Here is a 23745-nt window from a genome sequence, read left to right on the forward strand (position 1 = left end):
CCTTCAGGGAGCTTTCCATGACTCAATTGCGCCGTGTAGCGATCATTGGCGGTAACCGCATTCCCTTCGCCCGTTCCAATGGCCCTTACGCCACGGCGAGCAACCAGGCGATGCTGACCGCGGCCCTGGAAGGCCTGATCGAACGCTACAACCTGCACGGCCTGCGTATTGGCGAGGTGGCCGCCGGGGCGGTGCTCAAGCATTCCCGGGACTTCAACCTGACCCGCGAGTGTGTGCTGGGCTCGCGCCTGTCGCCGCAGACCCCGGCCTACGATATTCAGCAGGCCTGTGGCACGGGGCTGGAAGCCGCGTTGCTGGTGGCGAACAAGATCGCGCTGGGGCAGATCGAGTGCGGGATTGCTGGCGGCGTCGACACCACGTCTGACGCGCCGATCGGGGTGAATGAGGGACTGCGCAAAATCCTGCTGCAAGCCAATCGCAGCAAATCCATGGCGGATAAATTAAAAGTCCTGTTACAACTTCGTCCCCATCACCTCAAGCCGGAGTTGCCGCGTAACGGCGAACCGCGCACCGGGTTGTCCATGGGCCAGCATTGCGAATTGATGGCGCAGACCTGGCAGATTCCCCGCGCCGAGCAGGATCAACTGGCGTTGGAAAGCCACCAGAAAATGGCCGCGTCTTACGCCGAGGGCTGGCACAACGATCTACTCACGCCCTTTCTCGGCCTGACCCGCGACAACAACCTGCGCCCCGACCTGACCCTTGAAAAGCTCGCCAGCCTCAAGCCCGCCTTCGAGCGAAGCGAAAAGGGCACCCTTACCGCTGGCAATTCGACGCCGCTGACCGACGGCGCCTCGTTGGTGCTTCTGGGCAGTGAAGCCTGGGCCAAGGAGCGTGGCTTGCCGATCCTCGCCTATTTGCGTGATGGCGAGGCGGCGGCGGTGGATTTCGTCAACGGTGCCGAAGGCCTGCTGATGGCGCCGGTGTACGCGGTGCCGCGCTTGCTGGCCAGGAATGGCCTGACGCTGCAGGACTTCGATTACTACGAGATCCACGAAGCCTTCGCTGCCCAAGTGTTGTGCACGCTGAAGGCCTGGGAAGATCCGGAGTATTGCAAGACCCGCCTGGGGCTGGACGCACCGCTGGGTTCCATCGACCGCAGCCGCTTGAACGTCAAGGGCAGCTCATTGGCCGCTGGCCATCCGTTTGCCGCCACTGGCGGGCGTATCGTCGCCAACCTGGCCAAGCTGTTGGACGCGGCCGGCAAGGGCCGGGGTCTGATCTCGATCTGCGCCGCCGGAGGGCAGGGCGTCACCGCGATTATTGAGCGCTAATTACATTATTGATGAACAACCACCCCCTGTAGGAGCGAGCTTGCTCGCGAAGGTCGTTAACGAAGACGCTGGCATCCTGAATCAACGCGGTGCCCTCGGGTTTTTCGCGAGCAAGCTCGCTCCTACAGGGGATCGCAGATTAATTTGGCATATTGGATGCATTCTTAAGCGGTCAAAGGTCGGTACCCTCTCCCCGCGGCGAGAGGATTGCCGTATAACGAGTGCCATACGCGTGTTTGGTAATAAAGGACCCACAATAAAAGCTGATGAAGACTCCTAAACGCATTGAACCCCTGATCGAGGACGGTCTGGTCGACGAGGTGCTGCGCCCACTCATGAGTGGTAAAGAAGCAGCTGTTTATGTGGTGCGCTGTGGCAACGAGTTACGTTGCGCCAAGGTCTACAAGGAGGCGAATAAACGAAGTTTTCGTCAGGCGTCCGAATACCAGGAAGGCCGCAAGGTCCGCAACAGCCGTCAGGCCCGGGCCATGGCCAAGGGCTCCAAGTTCGGTAAGAAAGAAACCGAGGACGCCTGGCAGAACGCTGAGGTAGCGGCGTTGTTTCGTCTGGCAGGTGCGGGCGTTCGCGTGCCCAAGCCGTACGACTTCCTTGAAGGCGTGCTGCTGATGGAGCTGGTGGCCGATGAATACGGCGACGCTGCGCCACGTCTGAACGACGTGACGCTGGAGCCGGACCAGGCCCGTGAATACCACGCCTTCCTGATTAGCCAGATCGTGCTGATGTTGTGTACCGGCCTGGTGCACGGTGACCTTTCCGAGTTCAACGTGCTGCTGACGCCGACGGGCCCGGTGATCATCGACCTGCCCCAGGCGGTGGATGCGGCGGGCAACAACCACGCATTCACCATGCTGGAACGGGATGTGGGCAACATGGCTTCCTATTTCGGGCGCTTTGCCCCGGAGTTGAAGAAGACCAAGTACGCCAAGGAGATGTGGGCGCTGTATGAAGCCGGCACTCTGCACCCGGCCAGCGTCTTGACTGGCGAGTTCGACGAGCCGGAAGAGTTGGCTGACGTGGGCGGTGTTATCCGCGAGATCGAAGCCGCGCGGCTCGATGAAGAGCGTCGCCAGGCGATCCGTGCGGCCGATGATGCTCCACCGAGCAAAGCATCGGAAGAGCCTCCACCGCCGCCTTGGATGCAGTGATCCAACGGCGAGTGGATATCCAAATGTGGGAGCGGGCTTGCTCGCGAATGTGTAGTGTCAGTCAATACATCAGTTGACTGATCCACCGCTTTCGCGAGCAAGCCCGCTCCCACATTTGCTTTGTGCAGTCAGTTAAATCTCGTCAGGCGCAACAACTGCCCGACGCCAACTCCTTGAGAATCGGGCAATCCGGCCGATGATCACCCTGGCAGTGTTCCACCAGGTCCTGCAACGTATCGCGCAACTGCCCCAACTCGCGGATCTTCTGGTTCAGCTCATCGATATGCTGGCGGGCCAGCGCCTTCACGTCGGCACTCGCACGGCCCCGGTCCTGCCAGAGGGTCAGCAACTTGCCAACCTCCTCAAGGGAAAATCCCAAATCCCGCGAACGCTTGATAAACGCCAGGGTGTGCAAGTCATCGGCACCATAAATGCGGTAGCCGCTGTCGGTGCGATGGGCGGCTTTCAACAAGCCGATGGACTCGTAATAACGAATCATCTTGGCGCTCAGGCCACTTTGGCGTGCTGCTTGGCCAATGTTCATGGACGTTCGTCCTCCAGATCCTTGGGTTTCCAGGTTTTCAATAGCAGCGCATTACTCACCACGCTGACGCTGGACAGGGCCATGGCCGCGCCGGCCATTACCGGGTTGAGCAGGCCGAACGCGGCCAGCGGGATGCCGATCAAGTTATACACAAAGGCCCAGAACAGGTTCTGTCGAATTTTCGCATAGGTCTTGCGGCTGATTTCCAGCGCGGCGGGCACCAGGCGTGGGTCGCCGCGCATCAGGGTGATCCCGGCGGCGTGCATGGCCACGTCGGTGCCGCCACCCATCGCGATGCCGATGTCGGCCGCGGCCAGGGCCGGTGCGTCGTTGATGCCGTCACCGACCATCGCGACCACGCCGGTCTTCTTCAACTCGGCGACGGTAGCCGCCTTGTCCGCAGGCAATACCTCGGCGTGCACGTCGTCGATGCCCAAGGCTTCGGCGACCACGCGGGCGCTGCCACGGTTGTCGCCGGTCAGCAGGTGGCTGCTGATATGCCGCGCCTTGAGTGCTTGTATCGCTTGCAGCGCCCCCGGCTTGAGCGTGTCGCCGAAGGCAAACAAACCCAGCACGCGGGGCTGCGGGCTTTGCTCGATCAGCCAGGACAAGGTGCGGCCTTCCGCCTCCCAGGCGCTGGCCGAGTCGGCGAGGTCGCCGGTGCTCAAGCCGGTTTCTTCCAGCAGGCGGCGGTTGCCCAATGCCAGTTGCCGACCGTCGAGAGTGCCTGCGATGCCGCGCCCGGTAAGGGATTGGCTGGCGCTGACATCGGCCACGTCCAGGCCCTGCTTGGTACAGGCATCCAGCACCGCCTTGGCCAGCGGATGTTCACTGCCGCGTTGCAGCGCCCCGGCCTGTTGCAGCAGGGCCGCTTCATTGCCATCGACGGCGGCCAAGTGCGCAATTTTCGGTGCGCCGGAGGTCAGGGTGCCGGTCTTGTCGAATACTACGGCGCTGACTTCATGGGCGCGCTCCAGGGCTTCGGCATCCTTGATCAGGATGCCGTGGCGGGCGGCGACGCCGGTGCCGGCCATGATGGCGGTGGGTGTGGCGAGACCAAGGGCGCAAGGGCAAGCGATGACTAACACGGTCACGGCATTGATCAGCGCAACTTCCAACGGAGCGCCATACAGCCACCAGCCGATCAGCGTGGCCAAGGCCAGCACCAGCACCACCGGCACGAACACCTGGCTGACCTTATCCACCAGTTTCTGGATCGGAGCCTTGGCGGCCTGGGCGTCTTCCACCAGGCGGATGATCCTTGCCAATACGCTCTCTGCGCCAAGGGCCAGGGTGCGCACCAGCAGCCTGCCTTCGCCGTTGATGGCGCCGCCAGTGACTGCATCGCCAGGCTGCTTCGGCACCGGCAGGCTTTCACCGCTGATCAACGCTTCGTCGGCATGGCTTTGGCCTTCAACCACTTCGCCGTCCACCGGGAAGCGCTCGCCGGGTTTGACCAGCACCAGGTCATTCAGTTTGAGGGCGGTGATGGCAACGTCTTGCTCGCGACCGTCGATCACCTGGATCGCCCGCTCCGGACGCAAGGCTTCCAGGGCGCGGATGGCACTGGCGGTCTGGCGCTTGGCGCGGCTTTCCAGGTATTTGCCCAGCAGCACCAGGGCGATCACCACCGCTGAGGCTTCGAAATACAGGTGGGGCATCGTGCCCGCGGACGCCGTGAGCCATTCATAGATACTCAGGCCGTAACCGGCGCTGGTGCCGATGGCTACCAGCAGGTCCATATTGCCGGCTCCGGCGCGCACTGCTTTCCAGGCGGCGATATAGAAGCGCGCGCCGAAGATGAATTGCACCGGGGTGGCCAGGGCAAATTGAACCCAGGCGGGGAGCATCCAGTGCAGGCCGAACGGTTGCACCAGCATCGGCAGCACCAACGGCGCGGCGAGCAGGATCGCCAACAGCAGCGACCAGCGTTCGTGGCTCAGGCGTTGTTCCTGGCTGGCCTGGGTGGCGGTTTCGCTTTGGGGCAGGGTGGCCGTGTAGCCGGCCTTGTCGACGGCGGCGATCAGGACGCTGGGGTCCATTTGGCCGAGCACTTCGATGTGGGCGCGTTCGTTGGCCAGGTTGACGCTGACGCTTTGCACCCCGGGCACTTTGCCCAGTGCCCGTTCAACCCGCCCGGCGCAACTGGCGCAGGTCATGCCGCTGATCGGCAGGTCGAAGGTGGTGGATCCGTTCATGGGCAGTACTCCAAGAGAGATTGCCCATAGGATCAACCTTGACCTGCGGGGAAGGTCAAGACGCTTTTTTACTGTAGGAGCGAGCTTGCTCGCGAAAAACCTGAGAGCGCCGCGTTCATTCAGGATAGGCGCGTTATCGTTCACGACCTTCGCGAGCAAGCTCGCTCCTACAGGGTGGGCTTAGTATTCCAGTGCGGCCGGCTTCAGGTACATGCCGTCCGGACCTTGCGCGATACGCAGCTTGCGCACGTCGCCCGCCTTCAACGTGATGTTTTGCGCCGGTGGTGCGAGCATGCCCGGCAAGCAGCCCTGGGATTGCCCCGGCAACAATTTCAGGCGTAGCGACACATTCCCGGCCGGCAAGTTGAAGGAGGTGGCCTGCTCCTGAAACAGCCGCCCGGCCAACTGGTCTTGAATGTACAAACCAATCTCGCAGTTGGTCGGCACTTCGAGGCGCTCCCGGGAAATGATCAGCACCGCATAATCTTCATCTGCGCTGGCCGGTGGCACAGCAGCAAACAAGCCCATCAGGCTGACAAGGCCAAAAAATGACCAGCGCATGGCGAATTCTCCGAGGTTCACATCGTGGATAGGTGCAGCTTGGCCGAGGGCGCGAATGAATGCCAGCCCGGCCGATGTTTTCAGAACTTGACCTTGCCATCGTGGCAAGGTCAAAACTGCGGGCAACCTCATCAAAGGAGTCATGTCATGCAAGTATTCAGCGTTGAAGGAATGACCTGCGGCCACTGCGTTCGCTCGGTCACCCAGGCGGTGCAGGATAAGGACCCGGCGGCCAGCGTGCGCGTCGACCTCGCAGCAAAGGAAGTCGGGGTGGAAAGCAGCCTGCTTTCGCCGGCGGAGGTGATCAACCTGATCAGCGAAGAAGGCTACAGCGTCAAGCTCGCCTGATTTTCTGATAGTTAGCGAGCTAACTTTATGTTCAAGGCACCCATGCCCGGCTAGACTGTCGGGCTGCCGACTCACCTGGGTGCCTGATGAACCTTCGTATAATCCTGATTTTGGGGGCCTTGAGCGCGTTCGCGCCGTTGGCCATCGACTTCTACCTGCCGGGTTTCCCGGCCATGGCCGTGGCATTCGGCACCGACGAAAAACATATTCAGCTGACCTTGGCCGTGTACTTCACGGGCCTGGCGATCGGCCAGCTGATCTATGGGCCGCTGGCGGACCGTTTTGGCCGACGCGGGCCGCTGCTCAGCGGCGTCACCCTGTTTACCCTGGCCTCGTTCGCGTGTGCATACGCGCCTTCTCTGGAATGGCTGATCGGCGCGCGCTTCGTCCAGGCCTTGGGCGGTTGCGCGGGCATGGTGATCTCCCGGGCGGTGGTCAGCGATAAATGCGACGCGGTGGGCTCGGCCAAGGTGTTTTCGCAACTGATGCTGGTTACCGGGCTGGCGCCGATCCTCGCGCCGCTGGCGGGCGGGGTGATGGTCGGTATCTGGGGCTGGCAGTCGATCTTCCTGGCGCTGACGGCATTCAGTGTGATGGCGGCCATCGCGGTAGCGGTCGGGCTGCCGGAAAGTTTCCCCGCCCATCAACCGCGCCAGCCGCTGTCGGGCGCGCTGCGCCAGTACGGCCGGTTGTTGTCGGACCGGGTGTACCTGGGCTATGCCTTGACCGGTGGTATCTCGATTGCCGGCATGTTTGCCTACATCGCGGGCTCGCCTTTCGTCTTTATCAAACTCTATGGCGTGCCCGCCGAGCACTATGGCTGGGTCTTCGGCTCCAACGCCGCCGGCTTTATCCTGGTGGCACAGGTCAATGCGCGCTTGCTGGCCTCACGCGGCCCGGCGTTTTTGCTGTCGCGCACGGTATGGGTCTACCTGGCGGCGGGCCTGTCGTTGCTGGCAATTACTGCACTGCGCACTGACGCCTTGTGGCCTTTGCTGGTGCCGCTGTTTATCTGCATCGCCAGCCTGGGCTGCATTTTGCCCAACACCTCGGCCTGCGCCATGAGTGGGCAGGGCGCACGAGCGGGCAGCGCGTCGGCGTTGCTCGGTTGCATTCAGTTCAGTGTGGCAGCTGGCGCGGCGTCGTTGGTCGGCGTGTTGCACGATGGCACGGCGATGCCGATGGCAATGGTCATCAGCTTGTGTGGCGTGCTTGCGGTGACGTTCGCGATGCTGACCCAGCGCCTGCAGCGCCAACGGGCACTGCAAGCGGCGGACTGAGCGGGTCAGCCAGCAGAACGCTGCTGGCTTTCGGGGAATCGGTGAGGGGCCTGGATACGGGTTTGCAGGGTGTCGGCAAACGCGCGGGCTTCGGCCTCACTGCGGAAGGTAAAGGCGTTCTGGTCGAGACGGACCTGCCATTTGTTGCCTTCGGATCTTGCTAGCGCTTTTATCAGGATCTTCATTGCTGACTTCCTCACGTAAATTGCGTGGCAAAGGCGGCCAATATAAACCCGAATACGCTCACAAATATGACAAGGATCAAGTCTCTGACTAGCGGTGTCGTCCATTACTCACATGAATAACAGACGACACTGACAGAACCTTTCGTTAGAACCCTTCCAGCACGATCTTGCCCTTGGCCTTGCCGCTTTCCAGCAGTTCGTGGGCGCGGCGCAGGTTGGCCGCGTTGATCACGCCAAAGTGCTCGCCCACCGTGGTTTTCAGGGTGCCGGCGTCGATCAGTTCGGCGACGCGGTTGAGCAGGTTGTGCTGCTCGATCATGTCGTGGGTCTCGAACATCGAGCGGGTGTACATGAACTCCCAATGCAGGGACAGGCTCTTGCGCTTGAGCTTGCTGACGTCCAGCGCCTTGGGATCGTCGATCAGCGCCAGTTTGCCTTGTGGAATCAGCGCTTCTACCAGTTGGTCCAGGTGCTGGTCGGTCTGGGTCAGGCTGGCGACATAGTTCACCTGCGGATGGCCAGCGTTTTTCAATTCTTCGCTCAACGGTTTGCTGTGGTCGATCACCAGGTCGGCGCCCAGGTCCTTGGCCCAGGCTTGGGTTTCAGGCCGGGAGGCGGTGCCGATGACTTTCAGGCCGGTAAGCTGTTTCGCCAGTTGGGTCAGGATAGATCCCACACCACCCGACGCACCGACGATCAGCAGGCTCTGGCCTTCATCGGTCTTGCCTTCACGCACTTGCAGGCGTTCGAACAGCAACTCCCAGGCGGTGATGGCGGTCAGCGGCAGGGCGGCCGCGTCGGCGAAACCCAGGGTTTTCGGCATGTGGCCGACGATGCGTTCATCCACGGTGTGCAGTTCGCTGTTGCCGCCGGGGCGTACCAGGGAGCCGGCGTAGAACACCTTGTCACCGACCTTGAACAGGTTCACTTCACTGCCCACGGCCTTGACCACGCCGGCCACGTCCCAGCCCAGCACTTTGGCGGCGCCGTTTTCCGGGGCGACGTTCTGGCGCACCTTGGTGTCCACCGGGTTCACCGAGATGGCTTTGACTTCCACCAGCAGGTCGCGGGGGCCGGCGACCGGTTCTGGCAATTCGATGTCTTGCAGGGATTTTGGATCGTTGATGGGCAATGCGGCGTAGTAGGCGATGGCTTTCATGATGGTTTCCAAAAAGGGGTCGGTTGATCAGGCAAGAAGCTTCAGGCGCTTGAGTTCGAAATGCTCGAGCACGTCGGCAGCCTTGGCGCGGAAATTCTGGATATGGGCGCTCTGGTCGTGGTCGGCCAGCGCGGCGTCGTCGCTCCAGCGTTCGAGCATGTAGAAGGTCTCGGGGTGTTGAAGGTCCTGGTGCAGGTCGTACTGCTGGCAGCCAGCCTCGACGCGGGTCGGTTCCAGCAGCTCGCGCAGCAGGGTTTCCAGGGTGGCTTGTTGGCCGGGTTTGGCGATCAGCGTGGCGATGACGTTAAAGGCAGCAGACATATTCGACTCCAGATACGTGATGAACGGGATGGACAGATGATTGGCTATTTCTCTCGAAGATAAAACCCGCTAAAAGAGCAGTCTCTTTCAACATTTTTTTGATAATGGGCGGTCAGCGTGCTGCGTTTTGATGACTTGCAGTTGTTTGTGCGTGCGGCAGACCTGGGCAGCCTTTCGGCGGCGGCGCGGGTCATGGACATGTCGGCGGCGGTGGCCAGCGCGGCGTTGAAGCGTATCGAACAGCAACTGGGCGCACGTTTGCTGGCGCGCTCCACCCGCAGCCTGCGCCTGACCGCCGAGGGTGAGGGCTTTCTGGAGTACGCCCGTGCCGCCTTGAGCAGCCTGGATGAAGGCCGGCGCTTATTGGCCAGTGGCCAGGACCAAGTCAGCGGGGTGCTGCAACTGTCGGCGCCGTCGGACTTTGGGCGTAACCAGCTGTTGCCCTGGCTGGATGAGTTCCAGCGCGAATACCCCGACCTGAGCGTACGCCTGCTGTTGGGCGACCGGATTGCCGACCTGTTCCGCCAGCCGGTGGACATCGCCCTGCGCTACGGCGAGCCGGAAGATTCCAGCCTGATCGCGCTGCCCATCGCCCCGGACAACCACCGCGTGCTCTGCGCCGCCCCCAGCTACCTGGCGCGGCATGGCGAACCGCGCCATCTGGAACAGCTCACCCAACACAATTGCCTGCTGTATATGCTCGGCAGCCGGGTGCATGACCATTGGGGTTTCAACGATGGCAAGCGCGACGTCAGCCTGACCGTGACCGGCGACCGATTCAGCGACGACGCCGATGTGGTGCGGCGCTGGGCGGTGGCCGGGGTGGGTATCGCCTACAAGTCCTGGCTGGATGTCAGCTCTGATGTGCTGGCCGGCCGCTTGCGCCTGATCCTGCCGGAGCTGCGGGGCGAGCGCACGCCGCTCAACCTGCTGTGCGCCCATCGCGCGCAACTGAGCAAGCCGATCAATCTTCTGCGGGAAATGCTCGTTGCTCGTTGTGCGACATTGACTGCGCAGTTGCCGGAGCGGTCCGCCCCTACACCCTAACTCCGGGAATATCGGGAAATTTCCTTCAGCCTCTGTCCTTGGTTGCGCTGTAAGACGGCACGGAACCCGGCGTTTTCACGCTTATACTTTTCCGCGAACTGCAGCAGACGAATGATTCAACAGGGAGTGAATGAGCACATGGAACAGGCACCTTGCATCAGTCAGATCGCCAACCTGCTGGCCGACCCGAAACGCACCGCGATGGTCTGGGCGTTGATGGACGGCTCGGCTAAACCTTGCGATGAATTGGCTACGTTGGCGGGGCTGTCGTCGGCCTCGGCGAATGCTCATCTGACACGCTTGACGGCCGGCGGGCTGTTGCGCGTCGAGGCCCGTAGCGGCAAACGCTTTTTCCGTATGGCCGCCGCCGACGTGGGCGCCGCCGTGGATGCCCTGGCCTGCACCACCATGGCCAGCGTTGCACGCAGTACGCCCACCCATTCCCAGTCACTGATTGCGCCTCTCGCTTTGCGGCGGGCCAGGCTCTGCCATGGCCACCTGGGCGGCGAACTGGCGGCGGGTTTGTATCAACGGATGATGGCAGCAGGGTGGATCGAACGTGCGGAGCAGCGCACTGAAGTGACACCGCTGGGGGCGCGCAAACTCGCTGCGCTGGGGATTTTTACCCAGGCACTGGTTCAGCCGGTCGTGTGTGATTGTTTTGATTGGAGCGAACAGCAGCCGCACCTGGGCGGTGCGTTGGGGGTCGCGCTATTGCAACTGTGTTTGCAGTCGAACTGGGTCAGTGTGATCAATGAGTCTCAGGTGCTGCAGGTCAGTGAAGCCGGGCAAATGGAAATTGCCCGGCTCGCCAGACCGGTCGTTGGTTAAGGCTTGACCAACCGTGCATCCAGGCTGTTTTGCGCCAGGCGCTTGGCCTGATCCTGGGTCATGCCCAGGGAGGTGTACAGCGCATGGAAGTTCTCGGTGACATAACCGCCGAAGTACGCCGGGTCATCCGAGTTCACCGTGACCTTCACCCCACGCTCAAGCATGTCGAGGATGTTGTGCTGGGACATGTCGTCAAACACGCAGAGCTTGGTGTTGGACAGCGGGCACACCGTCAGCGGGATCTGCTCGTCGATGATCCGCTGCATCAGGCGTTCGTCTTCAATGGCGCGTACACCATGGTCGATACGCTGGATTTTCAGCAGGTCGATGGCTTCCCAGATGTACTCCGGCGGGCCTTCTTCACCGGCGTGGGCGACGGTCAGGAAACCTTCGTGACGGGCACGGTCGAACACGCGCTGGAACTTGCTCGGCGGGTGACCCATTTCCGAACTGTCCAAGCCCACGGCAACGAACGCATCACGGAATGGCAGCGCCTGGTCGAGGGTTTTTTCGGCTTCTTCTTCGCTCAGGTGGCGCAGGAAGCTCAAGATCAAACCGCTGGTGATGCCCAGTTGTTGCTCGCCGTCTTTCAACGCGGCAGCGATACCGTTGAGCACCACTTCGAAGGGGACGCCACGGTCGGTGTGGGTCTGCGGGTCGAAGAACGGCTCGGTGTGGATCACGTTCTGCGCCTTGCAGCGCAGCAGGTAGGCCCAGGTCAGGTCGTAGAAGTCCTGGGAGGTGCGCAATACATCGGCGCCTTTGTAGTAGAGGTCGAGAAACTCCTGCAGGTTGTTGAAGGCGTAGGCCTTGCGCAGGGTTTCGACGTCGTTCCACGGCAGCGCGATTTTGTTGCGTTCGGCCAGGGCGAACAGCAGCTCAGGCTCCAGCGAGCCTTCCAGGTGCAGGTGCAATTCAGCCTTGGGCAGGGCGTTGAGCCAATCGTACATTTATAAATTCTCATCAGGTGCAATGGCGGCATTCTACAGGCGCACGCCGAAATAATCGGCAAAACCTGACCAAGCGGTGAGTATCCGCGAACGTCGTGCAAGCGATGCGTGAACTAAGGTGTAACGAAACGTTAGCGGCGCGGTGCAGTCTGTACCCCATCAATGACGGATTCGCCGCGTTCAAAAGGCCTGCAATGCTCACATCTATCAAGCAAGAGAAATTCATGCTGTTGGCGCTGATTGCCGCCATCGCCGCATACCCGCTGGAGCACTGGATGCTGCACAGCGGGCAGATGGTGGCGCTGCTCGGCGGCATAGCGCTGATCGGTTTTATCGTCGTAGCCTCGATGCGCGTGGCGCATCACGCCGAGCAACTGGCGGAAAAGGTTGGCGATCCCTACGGCACCATGATCCTGACCCTTGCCGCCGTGTTGGTGGAAGTGGTGATCCTGGCGATCATGATGAGTAACGAGCCGTCGCCGACCCTGGTGCGCGACACCATTTATTCGGCAGTGATGCTTGACATCAACGGCATCCTCGGCCTTGCGGCGCTGATGGGCGGGATCAAGCACGGCGAGCAGTCCTATAACGACGATTCGGCGCGGACCTACAGTGTGATGATCCTTACCGCCATGGGTGTGTCGATGGTGGTGCCGGAATTTATCCCCGAAGCCGACTGGAAAATTTACTCGGCCTTCACCATTGGCGCGATGGTGGTGCTGTACACGTTGTTCCTGCGGATGCAGGTGGGGCCTCACAGTTATTTCTTCAGCTACAGCTACCCGGAAAAACGCCGCAAGAAACAGCCGGAAGAAGAGTCGCCGCCGATCAGCCTGTCGTTCTCTGTCGGGACTTTGGTGTTTGGCGTGATCGTGATTGGTGCGTTGGCCGAGGTGATGTCCAAGACCCTCGACCTGGGCCTGGAAGGAACCGGTGCCCCGCCGGTGATCACGGCGATCATCGTGGCCGCGATTTCCGCTGCGCCGGAGATTTTGACCGCGTTGCGCGCAGCACTGGCCAACCGCATGCAGTCGGTGGTGAACATCGCGCTGGGTGCGTCGCTGTCGACAGTGATCCTGACGGTGCCGGTGATGGAAGCCATGGCTCTGTACACCGGCCAACCGTTTCAGATGGCAATGACGCCGGTGCAGACGGTGATGGTGTTTATCACGCTGATTGTCAGTGCGATCAACCTCAACGATGGCGAAACCAATGCCATCGAAGGGATGACCCATTTTGTGTTGTTTGCGACGTTTATCATGTTGTCGCTGTTGGGGTTGTAACCAATCCTCAAAACACCGCAGAAATAATTGTGGGAACCGGGCTTGTGTGGGAGCGGGCTTGCTCGCGAATACGGAGTGTCAGTCGCCAGATATATTGACTGACCCAACGCTTTCGCGAGCAAGCCCGCTCCCACATTTTGAGGGTGTTTCTTCAGTTAAGTCCGGTTGATCAGTTCCCGTGCCGCCTGGCTGTGATCGGCAATCAAGCCTTTCAGATCCAGGCCCTCAACCTGCCCGTCGATCACCCGCCATTTGCCCCCGACCATCACCCGGTCCGCCCGGTCGGCGCCGCACAGCAGCAGTGCCGAAATCGGGTCATGGCTGCCGGAAAAGCGCAGCTCATCCAGTTTGAACAACGCCAGGTCCGCCTGTTTGCCTACGGCCAGTTCGCCGATATCGCTGCGGCCGAGTAACTGTGCCGAGCCTTTCGTTGCCCAACCCAGCACCAGCTCCGGGGTGATTTTCTCCGCCCCGTATCGCAGGCGCTGGATGTACAGGGCCTGGCGCGTTTCCAGGATCATGTTCGACGCATCATTGGACGCCGAACCGTCCACGCCCAGGCCAATCGGTGCGCCGGCGGCGAGCAGGTCGAGGGTCGGACAAATCCCGGATGCCAGGCGCATGTTGGAACTCGGGCAATGGCAGATCCCCGTTCCGGCCGCGCCGAGGCGTGCGATTTCTTCTGGGTTGAAGTGAATCCCATGGGCCAGCCACGTACGCGGGCCGAGCCAGCCGACGCTGTCGAGGTAATCCACAGTGCGCAGGCCGAAACGCTGCAGGCAGAAGTCTTCTTCATCGAGGGTTTCTGCAAGGTGCGTGTGCAGGCGCACGTCGAGGTTGTTGGCCAGTTCGGCGCTGGCTTCCATGATTTCCGGGGTGACGGAAAACGGCGAGCAGGGCGCCAGGGCGATCTGGATTTGCGCGCCGTCGCCGCGCTCGTGGTACTGGCGGATCAGACGGCGGCTGTCTTCCAGAATCACTTCGCCCTGTTGCACGGTTTGCTGCGGTGGCAGCCCGCCGTCGGCTTCGCCCAGGCTCATGGAGCCGCGGGTGAGCATGGCGCGCATGCCCAGTTCACGCACGCTGTCGACTTGTATGTCGATCGCGTTTTCAAGGCCTTCCGGGAACAGGTAGTGGTGGTCTGCCGCCGTGGTGCAGCCGGAGAGCAGCAGTTCAGCCAAAGCCACTTTGCTCGCCAGGGCGAGTTTTTCCGGGGTGAGTCGGGCCCAGACCGGGTACAGGGTTTTTAACCAGGGAAAGAGCGGCTGGTTAACCACCGGTGCCCAGGCACGGGTCAGGGTTTGATAGAAGTGATGGTGGGTATTGATCAGCCCCGGAAGGACGACATGCTCACGGGCATCGAAGACTTGTCCGCAGGGCACGGCGGGCTCTTGTCCCCAGCCCAGCACTTCGGTGATCACACCGTCTTGCAGCACCAGGCCACCACGGGCGTCGAGGCCATTTGCAGTGAAAATCGCGAGGGGGTTTTTTAACCAGATACGGGTCGCAGGCATTGGCCGGCTCCTCTGAATGATGGGTTCAGGTTTGCCAGCTCAGTGTTGCCCTGTCTGCTGATCCAGGGTCGCCGGGAAGGGCGAGGTGCGCAGTTTACGTGTGGATCGTTATCGGCGGCAATCGGCCGATAACGATCGCGGTTTTTTACCAGGCGATGGTCTCGCCTTTGTAGTCCACAAAGTGATGGCCGCCCTTGCCGCTGTAGGCATTTACCTGATCGATCAGGCCGCGCACGCTGGTGGGCACGTCGATGTGTGCGTTTTCGCCGCCCATGTCGGTTTTCACCCAGCCCGGGTGCAACGACAGCACGGTCAGTTTTTGATCACCCAACTGGGTAACGAAACTGTTGGTCATGGAGTTGAGGGCGGCCTTGCTGGCTTTGTACAGGGCCAGGTCCGAGCCGTCGGGGATGGTCACGCTGCCGAGGATCGAACTCATGAACGCCAGCACGCCAGTATCCGGGCGGATCTGCCCGACAAAACGCTGGGCCAGGTTGATCGGCGCCACTGCGTTGGTGAAGAACAGTTGGCCGACTTCGGCCAGGGTGGCGTGGCCCGGTTCCTGATTGGCCGGGCCTTTGACGCCGGCGTTGACGAACAGCAGGTCGAAGGTTTTTGCCTTGAGGCGCTGGCTCAGGGCGATCACGGCCTGTTGGTCATCCATGTCGAGCTTTTCGATCTGCACCGGGCCAAGGGCTTTCAAGGCATCGGCCTTTTGCGGATCGCGCACGGTGGCGGTCACGTCCCAGCCGTCCGCCAGCAGTTGCTTGGCCAGGCCAAGGCCCAGGCCCCGGGAGGCGCCGATAATCAGTGCGGTTCTTGAAGTGGACATGAATGGCTTCCTTTGACGATGGAGGTTCACGGGTTCAGTGGACAACGCTGGCCGAGCCTTTGCTGCAACTCCTGGCGCAGTTGGTCGAGTTCGGCGATGCGGGTTTCGATCAGGTTGAGCTTGTCTTGCAACAGTTGAGTGACGGCGCTGTCGGGATCTGGAGCTTGCCATAGTGCGCCGACGCTGTTGCCGATTTCAGCCAGGCTGAAGCCCAGGCGCTGGGCGGTCTTGATGTACAGCACCAACTGCACCATGTCGGCGGGATAGTCGCGGTAGCCGTTGGCACTGCGTTGCGCGGCAATCAACCCGCGTTGCTCGTAGAAGCGCAGGGTGTCGCGGCTGACCTGGCTGGCCTGGGCTAATTCGCCGATACGCATGCGGAGGGCTCGAAGGGGCTTGACCCTGGAGCATACTCCAGGCTTTAGCGTGCTGGCTTCTTGAATTGAAGGAGCTTGCTGCTATGTGGACTGCACACCAATACCGTCAACTGGTTCGGGCCAGCGGTTGGTACGATTTGATCGTCACCGCGGCGCTGGTCACCCCCTGGACCTTTGTTCTGCTGCATAACGCTTTGGTGGCGTTGAATCTGCCCGGCGAACTGCCGCCGTTCGCGCCTGTGCATATGTTGATGGCCAACCTGATGGGCTCGATTGTGTGCGTGTGGTCGGTGCTGCGAATCCGTGATCCCCAAGCGATATTCGGCCGCTATGACGCCGCCGGCCGGGTGTTATTTGCGACTTGGCAGATTTACGCGCTGGCCCACGGCGCAAGTGTGGTGTTGGTAATTGTCGTGGTGTTTGAAGTGCTGTGGGCGGTGGCGCAGTTGATGCCGGTACGCCAGGCAGAAAATTGATCAAAAAACGCTCAGTTGCGCCGGGGCGTTGCGGGCTCTGCTGCCGGGTCACTCTTGCACGGGTTATCCACAGGTTGCTCCACAGTAATTGTGCGCAAGCGTGATCGGCGGATATAAGCGCTGCGGCCCTTTGTTCTAAAGGACATAACCCGCCTAACTGACTGTTTTTGAGCTGGATTAATACTTTAGTGCGGGGGGCTGAGCAAAAATTGAACAACCACCTGGAACCCTTGTGACAGAAGGGTTACAGGCGAGTGTGCTCAGGTTATCCACAGGCAGGTGCACAGTAGATGTGGGCAGTTTCAGCGCTCCAGTAGAATGCGCCCGCGGCTCAGGTCGGCGAGCTGGGTTTGCAGGGTGTCAATATGGGCTTCGCCGAGGGCCAGTTGCAGGTCGACGCCATTGGCGGTGAAGACTTCTTCAACCACCAGCCCGCCCAGTTCGGCCACTCGCAGTTTCACCAACTGCAGCTCGGCAAAACCACAGGAGCAACTCAGCGGCACACGTTTGATCAACTCGACGCGTTCGGCGGCTTGCAGGCATTTGTTGGCGCCGCCGCCATAGGCCCGGGCCAGGCCGCCGGTGCCCAACTGGATGCCGCCGTACCAGCGGATCACCAGCACTACGACCTGGTCGCAGTCCTGCGCTTCAATCGCGGCCAGGATCGGGCGCCCGGCCGTGCCGCCGGGCTCGCCGTCATCGTTACTGCGGTATTGATCGCCGAGTTTCCAGGCCCAGCAGTTGTGCGTAGCGTTCAGGTCGCTGTGCTGGTCGATGAAGGCCTGGGCGTCCTGGGGGCTGCTGATGGGGGCGGCGAGGGTAATGAAGCGGCTTTTGCGAATTTCTTCGCGAAACTCGCAAAAGCCGGTAAGCGTGAAAGGCATGGGTAACTTCGTTTAGAGGGCCGGCTTGATGCCACAGCCTTTGAGAATGATGTGGATAAGGTTGGTGCCGGCGTCTTCCATGTCCTGCTTGGTCAGCTTGGTGCGACCGGTCACCCGGCAGATCTGCGTGGCGAAGTCGGCATAATGCTGGGTGCTGCCCCACAGCAGGAAGATCAGGTGCACGGGGTCGATGGGGTCCATCTTGCCGGCGTCGATCCAGGCCTGGAACACCGCCGCACGGCCGCTGAACCAGGCGCGGTAGTCCTGGCTGAAATATTCGGTCAGGCATTCGCCGCCACTGATGATCTCCATCGCAAAGATCCGCGAGGCTTGTGGCTGGCGCCGGGAGAATTCCATCTTGGTGCGGATGTAGCGGGTCAGGGCCGCGGCCGGGTCATCCTCGGCGGTCAGGGTGTTGAAGGTGCTGTCCCAGAGTTCGAGGATGTTGCTGAGCACGGCAATGTACAGGCCCAGCTTGTTGGTGAAGTAGTAGTGCAAGTTGGCTTTCGGCAACCCGGCACTCGCCGCGATGGTGTTCATGCTGGTGCCTTTGTAGCCATGACGGGCGAACTCGTCTTCGGCGGCCTGCAGAATCGCTTGTTCGTTCTTTTGCCGAATGCGGCTTGCAGGTTTTCCGGCGTGGTTGCTGTGGGCAGGAACTTCGAGGCTCATGGAGGTTTCCGTGCAGATCGATGAATACGACGTGTGCACAGATAACCCACCCTCAAGCCCCAGACAAGTCCCGATACGATAAAACCATCAAAGCGGCTCCAGAGTGTCGCTTTCCAGGGCCTGGTTTGCGGCATTCGCGGTGGCCTTGGGTTCGGGCAACAACAGGCACAACACAATGGCGGTCAGGCCGCCGCTGGTGATGGCGGAGTCGAACAGGTTTTGCACCAGCGTTGGCATCAGGTGCAGCAGGTTTGGCTGAGCGGCGATCCCCAGGCCGACGCCGAACGAGGTGGCGATGATCAGCATGCTGCGTCGGTCCAGCGGTGCCTGGGCGAGGATGCGCACGCCGGCGGCGGCGACGCTGCCGAACATCACCAAGGTTGCCCCGCCGAGTACCGGTTTGGGGATTTGTTGCAGCACCGCGCCAATCAGCGGAAACAGCCCGAGACAAAACAGCACGACGCCGATGTACAGGCCAACGTAACGGCTGGCGACGCCGGTCAGTTGGATCACGCCGTTGTTCTGGGCGAAGGTCGTGTTGGGAAAGGCGCTGAAGGTAGCGGCGATCATGCAACTGATACCGTCCCCCAGCACGCCGCCCTTGAGCCGGCTTATATAAGACGGGCCGCTGATGGGTTGGCGGGCGATCATGCAATTGGCAGTGAGGTCGCCGACGGTTTCGATGGTGCTGATCAGATAAATCAGCGCCACCGGCAGGAAAGCGCTCCAGTCGAAGTTGAAACCGAAGTGGAACGGTGTAGGCAGGCTGATCAATGGCAGGTCAGGCAGGGCCTGCGGCACCAGTTTGCCGCTGAACCAGGCGGCGAGGCTGCCCAAAGCCAGGCCGATGATGATGGCACTGAGGCGTACCCATGGGGTGTTCGAGCGGTTGAGCAGGATGATGGTCATTACCACGAACACACCGAGTGCCAGGTTGGTCGGGGCGCCGAAGTCCGGGGCGTTGAAGCCGCCGCCCAAGTCGGTGATGCCGACCTTGATCAGGCTGATGCCAATCAGGGTGATGACGATGCCGGTGACCAAGGGCGTGATCACTCTTCTCAGTTGGCCGATAAAGCGGCTCAACACCACCTGCACTGCGGCGCCGAAGAAGCACACGCCGAAGATCATCGCCAGGATGTCTTCCGGGCTCCCGCCGCGTTGCTTGACCAGGAAACCTGCCGACAACACCGCACCGAGAAACGCGAAGCTGGTGCCTTGCAGGCAGATCATCCCGGCGCCAATCCCAAATGGCCTACGCGCCTGGATGAATGTGCCTACACCAGAAACCATCAACGCCATGCTGATCAGGTAGGGCAGGTGGGCGGTGAGACCGAGGGTGGAACCGATGATCAGCGGTGGAGTAATGATGCCGACAAAGGCGGCTAATACATGCTGCAACGCGGCAAGCAATGCAGGCAAAGGTTTGGGCCGATCGTTGAGGCCGTAGATCAGGTCGCTGGGGTTTTCGGATTCTGGCGGCATGGTGGGGAGCTCATGGCTGATGGTTCGAGATCCCCTTGCCTTGCAAAAAGCTGTCCAGTTGCTCAGGTTTTTCTGTAAGGCCCGTGTTAGCGCGTTGCGGCCAGACTTTCGAGAAAACTTTCCAGCACCAAATGAGGGCGACGGCCCTTGCGCGTGACCGAAGCGAGGCTCAAATCGTAAAAACGTGTAGCCGGTTTCAGCGCACGCAGTCGGCCTTGTTGTACCCACAGGCTGGCGTAGTGGTCGGGCAGGTAGCCGATGTAGCGGCCGGTCAGGATCAGGAAGGCCATGCCTTCGCGGTCCGAGGCGCTGGCGGTGCAATTGAGTGCCTGGTAGTGCGCCTGGATATCGGCGGGCAGACGGAAGGTCGGGGCGATGGCGTCCTGGCTGTTGATGCGTTCGTCGTCCAGTTGCTTGTCGTCGGCGTAAAACAGCGGGTGGCCGACTGCGCAGTAGAGCAGCGAGCGTTCGCTGTACAGCGGCTGGTATTCAAGCCCCGACAGGGCGCTGGCCTGGGGGACTACGCCGACGTGCAGGCGACCGTCGAGCACCCCTTGTTCGACTTCATTGGGGGCGATCATGCGGATCTGGATCTGTACGTCCGGGCCGCGCTCCTTCAACTGTGCCAAGGCGTGGGTGATGCGCATGTGGGGCAGGGTGACCAGATTGTCGGTCAGGCCGATGATCAGTTCGCCACGCAAGTGTTGGTGCAGGCCGTTGACCTCGGTGCGGAAACTTTCCAGGGCGCTGAGCAGCTGCAACGCCGACTGGTACACCTCGCGTCCTTCTTCGGTCAGGGAAAAACCCGCACGCCCGCGTTGGCACAAGCGTAGGCCAAGGCGCTGTTCAAGATCACTCATTTGCTGGCTGATGGCCGAGCGACCAATCCCCAGAACGGTTTCCGCCGCCGAGAAGCCACCGCACTCCACCACGCTGCGAAAGATGCGCAACAGGCGGATATCGAAGTCGCTGACTTGGGCCAGAGGGTCGGGTCGACGGCTGCTCATAGTTTAGTGAAGGCCTGACTGAAGGTTAGAAGAGTTGGATTTCACCGACTTTATCCCCGTGGCAATTTAGCTGCAACAACGCTTTTCAAATCCCTACGCTGCCTTTCGCCTTGCGAGGTTTTGCTTATGAACATGCCCGAGAACGCTCCGTCCACCCTGGCCAGCCAACTGAAGCTGGACGCGCACTGGATGCCGTACACCGCCAACCGCAACTTCCATCGTGACCCGCGCCTGATTGTGGCGGCCGAAGGCAGCTGGTTGACCGATGACAAGGGGCGCAAGGTGTATGACTCGCTGTCGGGTCTGTGGACCTGCGGCGCCGGGCACACCCGCAAGGAAATCCAGGAAGCGGTCTCCAAGCAGTTGGGGACGTTGGACTACTCGCCGGGCTTCCAATACGGTCATCCGTTGTCGTTCCAACTGGCAGAAAAGATTACCGACCTGACCCCGGGCAACCTGAACCACGTGTTCTTCACCGACTCCGGCTCCGAGTGTGCCGATACCGCCGTGAAGATGGTGCGTGCGTACTGGCGCCTGAAGGGCCAGGCGACCAAGACCAAGATGATCGGCCGTGCCCGTGGTTATCACGGTGTGAACATCGCCGGTACCAGCCTGGGCGGCGTGAACGGCAACCGTAAGATTTTTGGTCAGGGCCTGATGGATGTTGACCATCTGCCTCACACCCTGTTGGCGAGCAATGCGTTCTCCCGTGGCATGCCGGAGTTGGGCGGTATTGCCTTGGCGGATGAGCTGCTCAAGCTGATCGAGTTGCACGATGCGTCGAACATCGCCGCGGTATTTGTTGAACCGATGGCGGGTTCCGCTGGCGTGCTGGTTCCGCCGCAGGGTTACCTGAAGCGTCTGCGCGAGATCTGCGATCAACACAACATCCTGTTGGTGTTCGACGAAGTGATCACCGGCTTCGGTCGTACCGGTTCGATGTTTGGTGCCGACAGTTTCGGTGTGACCCCGGACCTGATGTGCATTGCCAAGCAAGTCACCAACGGCGCGATCCCGATGGGCGCTGTGATTGCCAGCACCGAGATTTATCAGACGTTCATGAATCAGGCGACGCCTGAGTACGCGGTGGAATTCCCACACGGCTACACCTACTCGGCTCACCCGGTGGCGTGCGCGGCCGGCCTGGCGGCACTCGACCTGCTGCAGAAGGAAAACCTGGTGCAGAGCGTGGCCGAAGTCGCACCGCATTTCGAAAATGCATTGCACGGCCTGAAGGGCAGCAAGAACGTGATCGACATTCGTAACTACGGCCTGGCCGGTGCGATCCAGATTGCGCCGCGTGACGGTGATGCGATTGTGCGTCCATTCGAGGCCGGCATGGCCTTGTGGAAAGCCGGCTTCTACGTGCGCTTTGGCGGCGACACCTTGCAGTTCGGGCCAACCTTCAACAGCAAGCCGCAGGACCTGGATCGCTTGTTCGATGCGGTCGGCGAAGTGCTGAACAAGATCGACTGATTTCTCCTTCTATATAGAACAACTTTTCAGGAGCCCTGCATGAGCCTCATCCAGCATTTGATCAACGGCCAACTGGTGACCGAGAACGGTCGCACGGCTGACGTGTACAACCCGTCGACTGGCCAGGTGATTCACCAGGTGCCGTTGGCCAGCCGCGAAACCATTCAAAGCGCCATCGACTCGGCCAAGGCGGCCTTCCCGGCCTGGCGCAACACGCCACCGGCCAAGCGTGCCCAGGTGATGTTCCGTTTCAAGCAATTGCTGGAGCAGAACGAAGCGCGTATCTCCCAGTTGATCAGCGAAGAGCATGGCAAGACTCTGGAGGATGCGGCGGGCGAACTGAAGCGCGGGATCGAGAACGTGGAGTACGCATGCTCGGCGCCGGAGATCCTCAAGGGTGAGTACAGCCGTAACGTTGGCCCGAACATTGACGCATGGTCTGACTTCCAGCCGTTGGGTGTGGTGGCCGGTATCACGCCGTTCAACTTTCCGGCGATGGTGCCGTTGTGGATGTATCCGCTGGCGATCGTCTGCGGTAACTGCTTCATCCTCAAGCCGTCGGAGCGTGATCCAAGCTCGACGCTGCTGATTGCACAACTGTTGCAGGAGGCGGGCTTGCCTAAAGGTGTGCTGAGTGTGGTGCACGGCGACAAAGGCGCGGTGGATGCGCTGATCGAAGCGCCGGAAGTTAAAGCGTTGAGCTTTGTGGGTTCGACACCGATTGCCGAGTACATCTATTCCGAAGCGACCAAGCGCGGCAAGCGTGTGCAGGCGTTGGGCGGGGCGAAGAACCATGCGGTGCTGATGCCGGATGCGGATCTGGACAACGCGGTCAGTGCCTTGATGGGCGCGGCGTATGGTTCGTGCGGTGAGCGTTGCATGGCGATCTCTGTTGCCGTGTGTGTTGGCGACCAGGTAGCGGATGCGTTGATTGCCAAGTTGGTGCCGCAGATCAAGGCGCTGAAGATCGGTGCGGGCACTACCTGTGGCTTGGACATGGGGCCGCTGGTTTCCGGTCAGGCGCGGGATAAGGTCAGCGGCTATATAGAAGACGGCGTTTCTTCGGGGGCCGAACTGGTAGTCGATGGTCGTGGCTTGAGTGTTGCCGGTCATGAAGACGGCTTCTTCCTGGGTGGCTGCCTGTTTGATCGCGTGACGCCTGAGATGCGCATCTATAAAGAAGAAATCTTCGGGCCGGTGTTGTGCGTTGTTCGGGTGAATAGCCTGGAAGCGGCCATGCAGCTGATCAACGATCACGAGTACGGCAACGGTACCTGCATCTTCACCCGTGACGGTGAAGCTGCGCGGTTGTTCTGTGACGAGATTGAAGTAGGCATGGTTGGCGTCAACGTGCCGCTGCCAGTGCCGGTGGCGTATCACAGCTTTGGTGGCTGGAAGCGTTCGCTGTTTGGCGACTTGCATGCTTATGGGCCGGATGGGGTGCGTTTCTACACCCGTCGCAAGGCGATTACCCAGCGCTGGCCGCAACGGGCCAGTCATGAAGCGTCGCAGTTTGCCTTTCCTAGTTTGTAGGTTCGGTAAGTAGAAGGCCGGCCCCTTGGGGCCGGCCTTTGCTTTTCAGGGCTTTTTTGACCGATATGACAGTATTGTGAAAAAAGGTGTTGACGGCAGATTCTGGAAGTCTATAATTCGCCCCACTTCCGGCGCAGTCGAAACGGAAAACTCCTTGGTAAACAAAGAGTTATGTAGGTTTCGACAGCGAGCTGCTTCAGATTATCGAAGCCCAGAAGGAGTTAGTAAGGCCGTGTTGTTTGGCCCTATTAACGGTTCGATCTTCTCGGTCGAAAGCGGAGAAAAAGAGGTGTTGACAGCAGCGTGTAACGCTGTAGAATTCGC

The 23745-nt window shown here is 60.9% G+C and carries 24 protein-coding genes; 10 read left to right on the forward strand and 14 right to left on the reverse strand.

Annotated features, from left to right (window positions below; all coding sequences use genetic code 11):
- Positions 1 to 17 precede the first annotated feature (17 nt).
- Together HBJ59_RS23410 and HBJ59_RS23415 are read left to right on the forward strand one after the other, a co-directional pair.
- A complete protein-coding gene (locus HBJ59_RS23410; RefSeq protein ID WP_076017946.1) occupies positions 18 to 1295 on the forward strand; it encodes an acetyl-CoA C-acetyltransferase in 1278 nt (425 codons plus the stop codon).
- Positions 1296 to 1561: 266 nt separating this feature from the next.
- Positions 1562 to 2461: a PA4780 family RIO1-like protein kinase gene (locus HBJ59_RS23415; RefSeq protein ID WP_076017944.1), complete on the forward strand. Its 900-nt coding sequence runs from the start codon at positions 1562 to 1564 to the stop codon at positions 2459 to 2461.
- 142 nt (positions 2462 to 2603) lie between these two features.
- On the opposite strand, the gene cueR is transcribed toward HBJ59_RS23415, so the two are convergent.
- From cueR to HBJ59_RS23430, 3 genes are all read right to left on the reverse strand, one after another.
- Positions 2604 to 3005, reverse strand: a complete 402-nt coding sequence (gene cueR, locus HBJ59_RS23420) for a Cu(I)-responsive transcriptional regulator (protein ID WP_076017943.1) — start codon at positions 3003 to 3005, stop codon at positions 2604 to 2606.
- Positions 3002 to 5203, reverse strand: a complete 2202-nt coding sequence (locus HBJ59_RS23425; protein WP_167664893.1) for a cation-translocating P-type ATPase — start codon at positions 5201 to 5203, stop codon at positions 3002 to 3004. Before HBJ59_RS23425 ends, cueR begins: the two co-directional genes overlap by 4 nt.
- Positions 5204 to 5383: 180 nt before the next feature.
- Entirely contained in the window at positions 5384 to 5764 is a 381-nt protein-coding gene (locus HBJ59_RS23430) for a hypothetical protein (RefSeq protein WP_003211148.1), read from the reverse strand.
- Between the two features lie 147 nt (positions 5765 to 5911).
- On the opposite strand from HBJ59_RS23430, the gene HBJ59_RS23435 reads away from it, so the two are divergent.
- Entirely contained in the window at positions 5912 to 6112 is a 201-nt protein-coding gene (locus tag HBJ59_RS23435; RefSeq protein WP_063033291.1) for a heavy-metal-associated domain-containing protein, read from the forward strand.
- A gap of 86 nt (positions 6113 to 6198) precedes the next feature.
- Complete coding sequence (locus HBJ59_RS23440; protein WP_167664894.1) at positions 6199 to 7392, forward strand: multidrug effflux MFS transporter; 1194 nt, start codon at positions 6199 to 6201, stop codon at positions 7390 to 7392.
- Positions 7393 to 7397: 5 nt separating this feature from the next.
- Here the strand turns inward: HBJ59_RS23440 and HBJ59_RS23445 are convergent, their stop codons facing one another.
- The 3 genes from HBJ59_RS23445 to HBJ59_RS23455 all read right to left on the reverse strand — a co-directional run bounded on the left by HBJ59_RS23445 (position 7398) and on the right by HBJ59_RS23455 (position 9057).
- Complete coding sequence (locus HBJ59_RS23445; RefSeq protein ID WP_003211153.1) at positions 7398 to 7577, reverse strand: hypothetical protein; 180 nt, start codon at positions 7575 to 7577, stop codon at positions 7398 to 7400.
- Between the two features lie 145 nt (positions 7578 to 7722).
- Complete coding sequence (locus tag HBJ59_RS23450; RefSeq protein ID WP_167664895.1) at positions 7723 to 8736, reverse strand: zinc-binding alcohol dehydrogenase family protein; 1014 nt, start codon at positions 8734 to 8736, stop codon at positions 7723 to 7725.
- A gap of 27 nt (positions 8737 to 8763) precedes the next feature.
- Positions 8764 to 9057, reverse strand: coding sequence for a putative quinol monooxygenase (locus HBJ59_RS23455; RefSeq protein ID WP_167664896.1), 294 nt, complete (start codon positions 9055 to 9057; stop codon positions 8764 to 8766).
- Between the two features lie 117 nt (positions 9058 to 9174).
- On the opposite strand from HBJ59_RS23455, the gene HBJ59_RS23460 reads away from it, so the two are divergent.
- On the forward strand, positions 9175 to 10104 hold the full coding sequence (locus HBJ59_RS23460; protein ID WP_167664897.1) for a LysR family transcriptional regulator: 930 nt from the start codon (positions 9175 to 9177) through the stop codon (positions 10102 to 10104).
- Between the two features lie 138 nt (positions 10105 to 10242).
- Positions 10243 to 10935 (forward strand): helix-turn-helix transcriptional regulator, encoded by a 693-nt coding sequence (locus HBJ59_RS23465; RefSeq protein WP_076017936.1) that lies wholly within the window; start codon positions 10243 to 10245, stop codon positions 10933 to 10935.
- On the opposite strand, the gene HBJ59_RS23470 is transcribed toward HBJ59_RS23465, so the two are convergent.
- A complete protein-coding gene (locus HBJ59_RS23470; protein WP_008430770.1) occupies positions 10932 to 11885 on the reverse strand; it encodes an adenosine deaminase in 954 nt (317 codons plus the stop codon). The two genes, HBJ59_RS23465 and HBJ59_RS23470, sit on opposite strands and share 4 nt — an antisense overlap.
- A gap of 194 nt (positions 11886 to 12079) precedes the next feature.
- Between HBJ59_RS23470 and HBJ59_RS23475 the strand changes: the two genes are divergently transcribed.
- Positions 12080 to 13168 carry a calcium:proton antiporter gene (locus HBJ59_RS23475; protein WP_167664898.1) on the forward strand — a complete coding sequence of 363 codons (1089 nt, stop codon included), beginning with the start codon at positions 12080 to 12082 and terminating at the stop codon, positions 13166 to 13168.
- A gap of 155 nt (positions 13169 to 13323) precedes the next feature.
- Here HBJ59_RS23475 and HBJ59_RS23480 read toward each other — a convergent pair whose 3' ends face one another.
- The 3 genes from HBJ59_RS23480 to HBJ59_RS23490 all read right to left on the reverse strand — a co-directional run bounded on the left by HBJ59_RS23480 (position 13324) and on the right by HBJ59_RS23490 (position 15891).
- Positions 13324 to 14682, reverse strand: coding sequence for an 8-oxoguanine deaminase (locus tag HBJ59_RS23480; protein WP_076017934.1), 1359 nt, complete (start codon positions 14680 to 14682; stop codon positions 13324 to 13326).
- A gap of 145 nt (positions 14683 to 14827) precedes the next feature.
- The gene (locus tag HBJ59_RS23485) at positions 14828 to 15514 is read right to left on the reverse strand and encodes an SDR family oxidoreductase (protein ID WP_167664899.1); all 687 of its coding nucleotides are present in this window, start codon (positions 15512 to 15514) and stop codon (positions 14828 to 14830) included.
- A gap of 26 nt (positions 15515 to 15540) precedes the next feature.
- Positions 15541 to 15891, reverse strand: coding sequence for a MerR family transcriptional regulator (locus HBJ59_RS23490; RefSeq protein WP_076017932.1), 351 nt, complete (start codon positions 15889 to 15891; stop codon positions 15541 to 15543).
- Positions 15892 to 15974: 83 nt separating this feature from the next.
- On the opposite strand from HBJ59_RS23490, the gene HBJ59_RS23495 reads away from it, so the two are divergent.
- Complete coding sequence (locus HBJ59_RS23495) at positions 15975 to 16367, forward strand: hypothetical protein (RefSeq protein WP_076017931.1); 393 nt, start codon at positions 15975 to 15977, stop codon at positions 16365 to 16367.
- A gap of 302 nt (positions 16368 to 16669) precedes the next feature.
- On the opposite strand, the gene HBJ59_RS23500 is transcribed toward HBJ59_RS23495, so the two are convergent.
- From HBJ59_RS23500 to HBJ59_RS23515, 4 genes are all read right to left on the reverse strand, one after another.
- A complete protein-coding gene (locus HBJ59_RS23500) occupies positions 16670 to 17251 on the reverse strand; it encodes a YigZ family protein (RefSeq protein ID WP_076017930.1) in 582 nt (193 codons plus the stop codon).
- Positions 17252 to 17263: 12 nt separating this feature from the next.
- Positions 17264 to 17923, reverse strand: coding sequence for a TetR/AcrR family transcriptional regulator (locus tag HBJ59_RS23505; protein ID WP_003211175.1), 660 nt, complete (start codon positions 17921 to 17923; stop codon positions 17264 to 17266).
- Positions 17924 to 18010: 87 nt separating this feature from the next.
- Positions 18011 to 19405, reverse strand: a complete 1395-nt coding sequence (locus HBJ59_RS23510) for a uracil-xanthine permease family protein (RefSeq protein ID WP_076017929.1) — start codon at positions 19403 to 19405, stop codon at positions 18011 to 18013.
- Between the two features lie 86 nt (positions 19406 to 19491).
- A complete protein-coding gene (locus HBJ59_RS23515; protein WP_010174131.1) occupies positions 19492 to 20412 on the reverse strand; it encodes a LysR family transcriptional regulator in 921 nt (306 codons plus the stop codon).
- 126 nt (positions 20413 to 20538) lie between these two features.
- On the opposite strand from HBJ59_RS23515, the gene HBJ59_RS23520 reads away from it, so the two are divergent.
- Both HBJ59_RS23520 and HBJ59_RS23525 read left to right on the forward strand, forming a co-directional pair.
- Positions 20539 to 21888 carry an aspartate aminotransferase family protein gene (locus tag HBJ59_RS23520; RefSeq protein WP_008430786.1) on the forward strand — a complete coding sequence of 450 codons (1350 nt, stop codon included), beginning with the start codon at positions 20539 to 20541 and terminating at the stop codon, positions 21886 to 21888.
- Between the two features lie 39 nt (positions 21889 to 21927).
- A complete protein-coding gene (locus HBJ59_RS23525) occupies positions 21928 to 23421 on the forward strand; it encodes a CoA-acylating methylmalonate-semialdehyde dehydrogenase (RefSeq protein ID WP_167664900.1) in 1494 nt (497 codons plus the stop codon).
- Positions 23422 to 23745: the final 324 nt, after the last annotated feature.

The sequence above is a fragment of the Pseudomonas sp. AN3A02 genome (assembly GCF_011765255.1).
In the GTDB taxonomy this organism is placed as follows: Bacteria; Pseudomonadota; Gammaproteobacteria; order Pseudomonadales; family Pseudomonadaceae; genus Aquipseudomonas.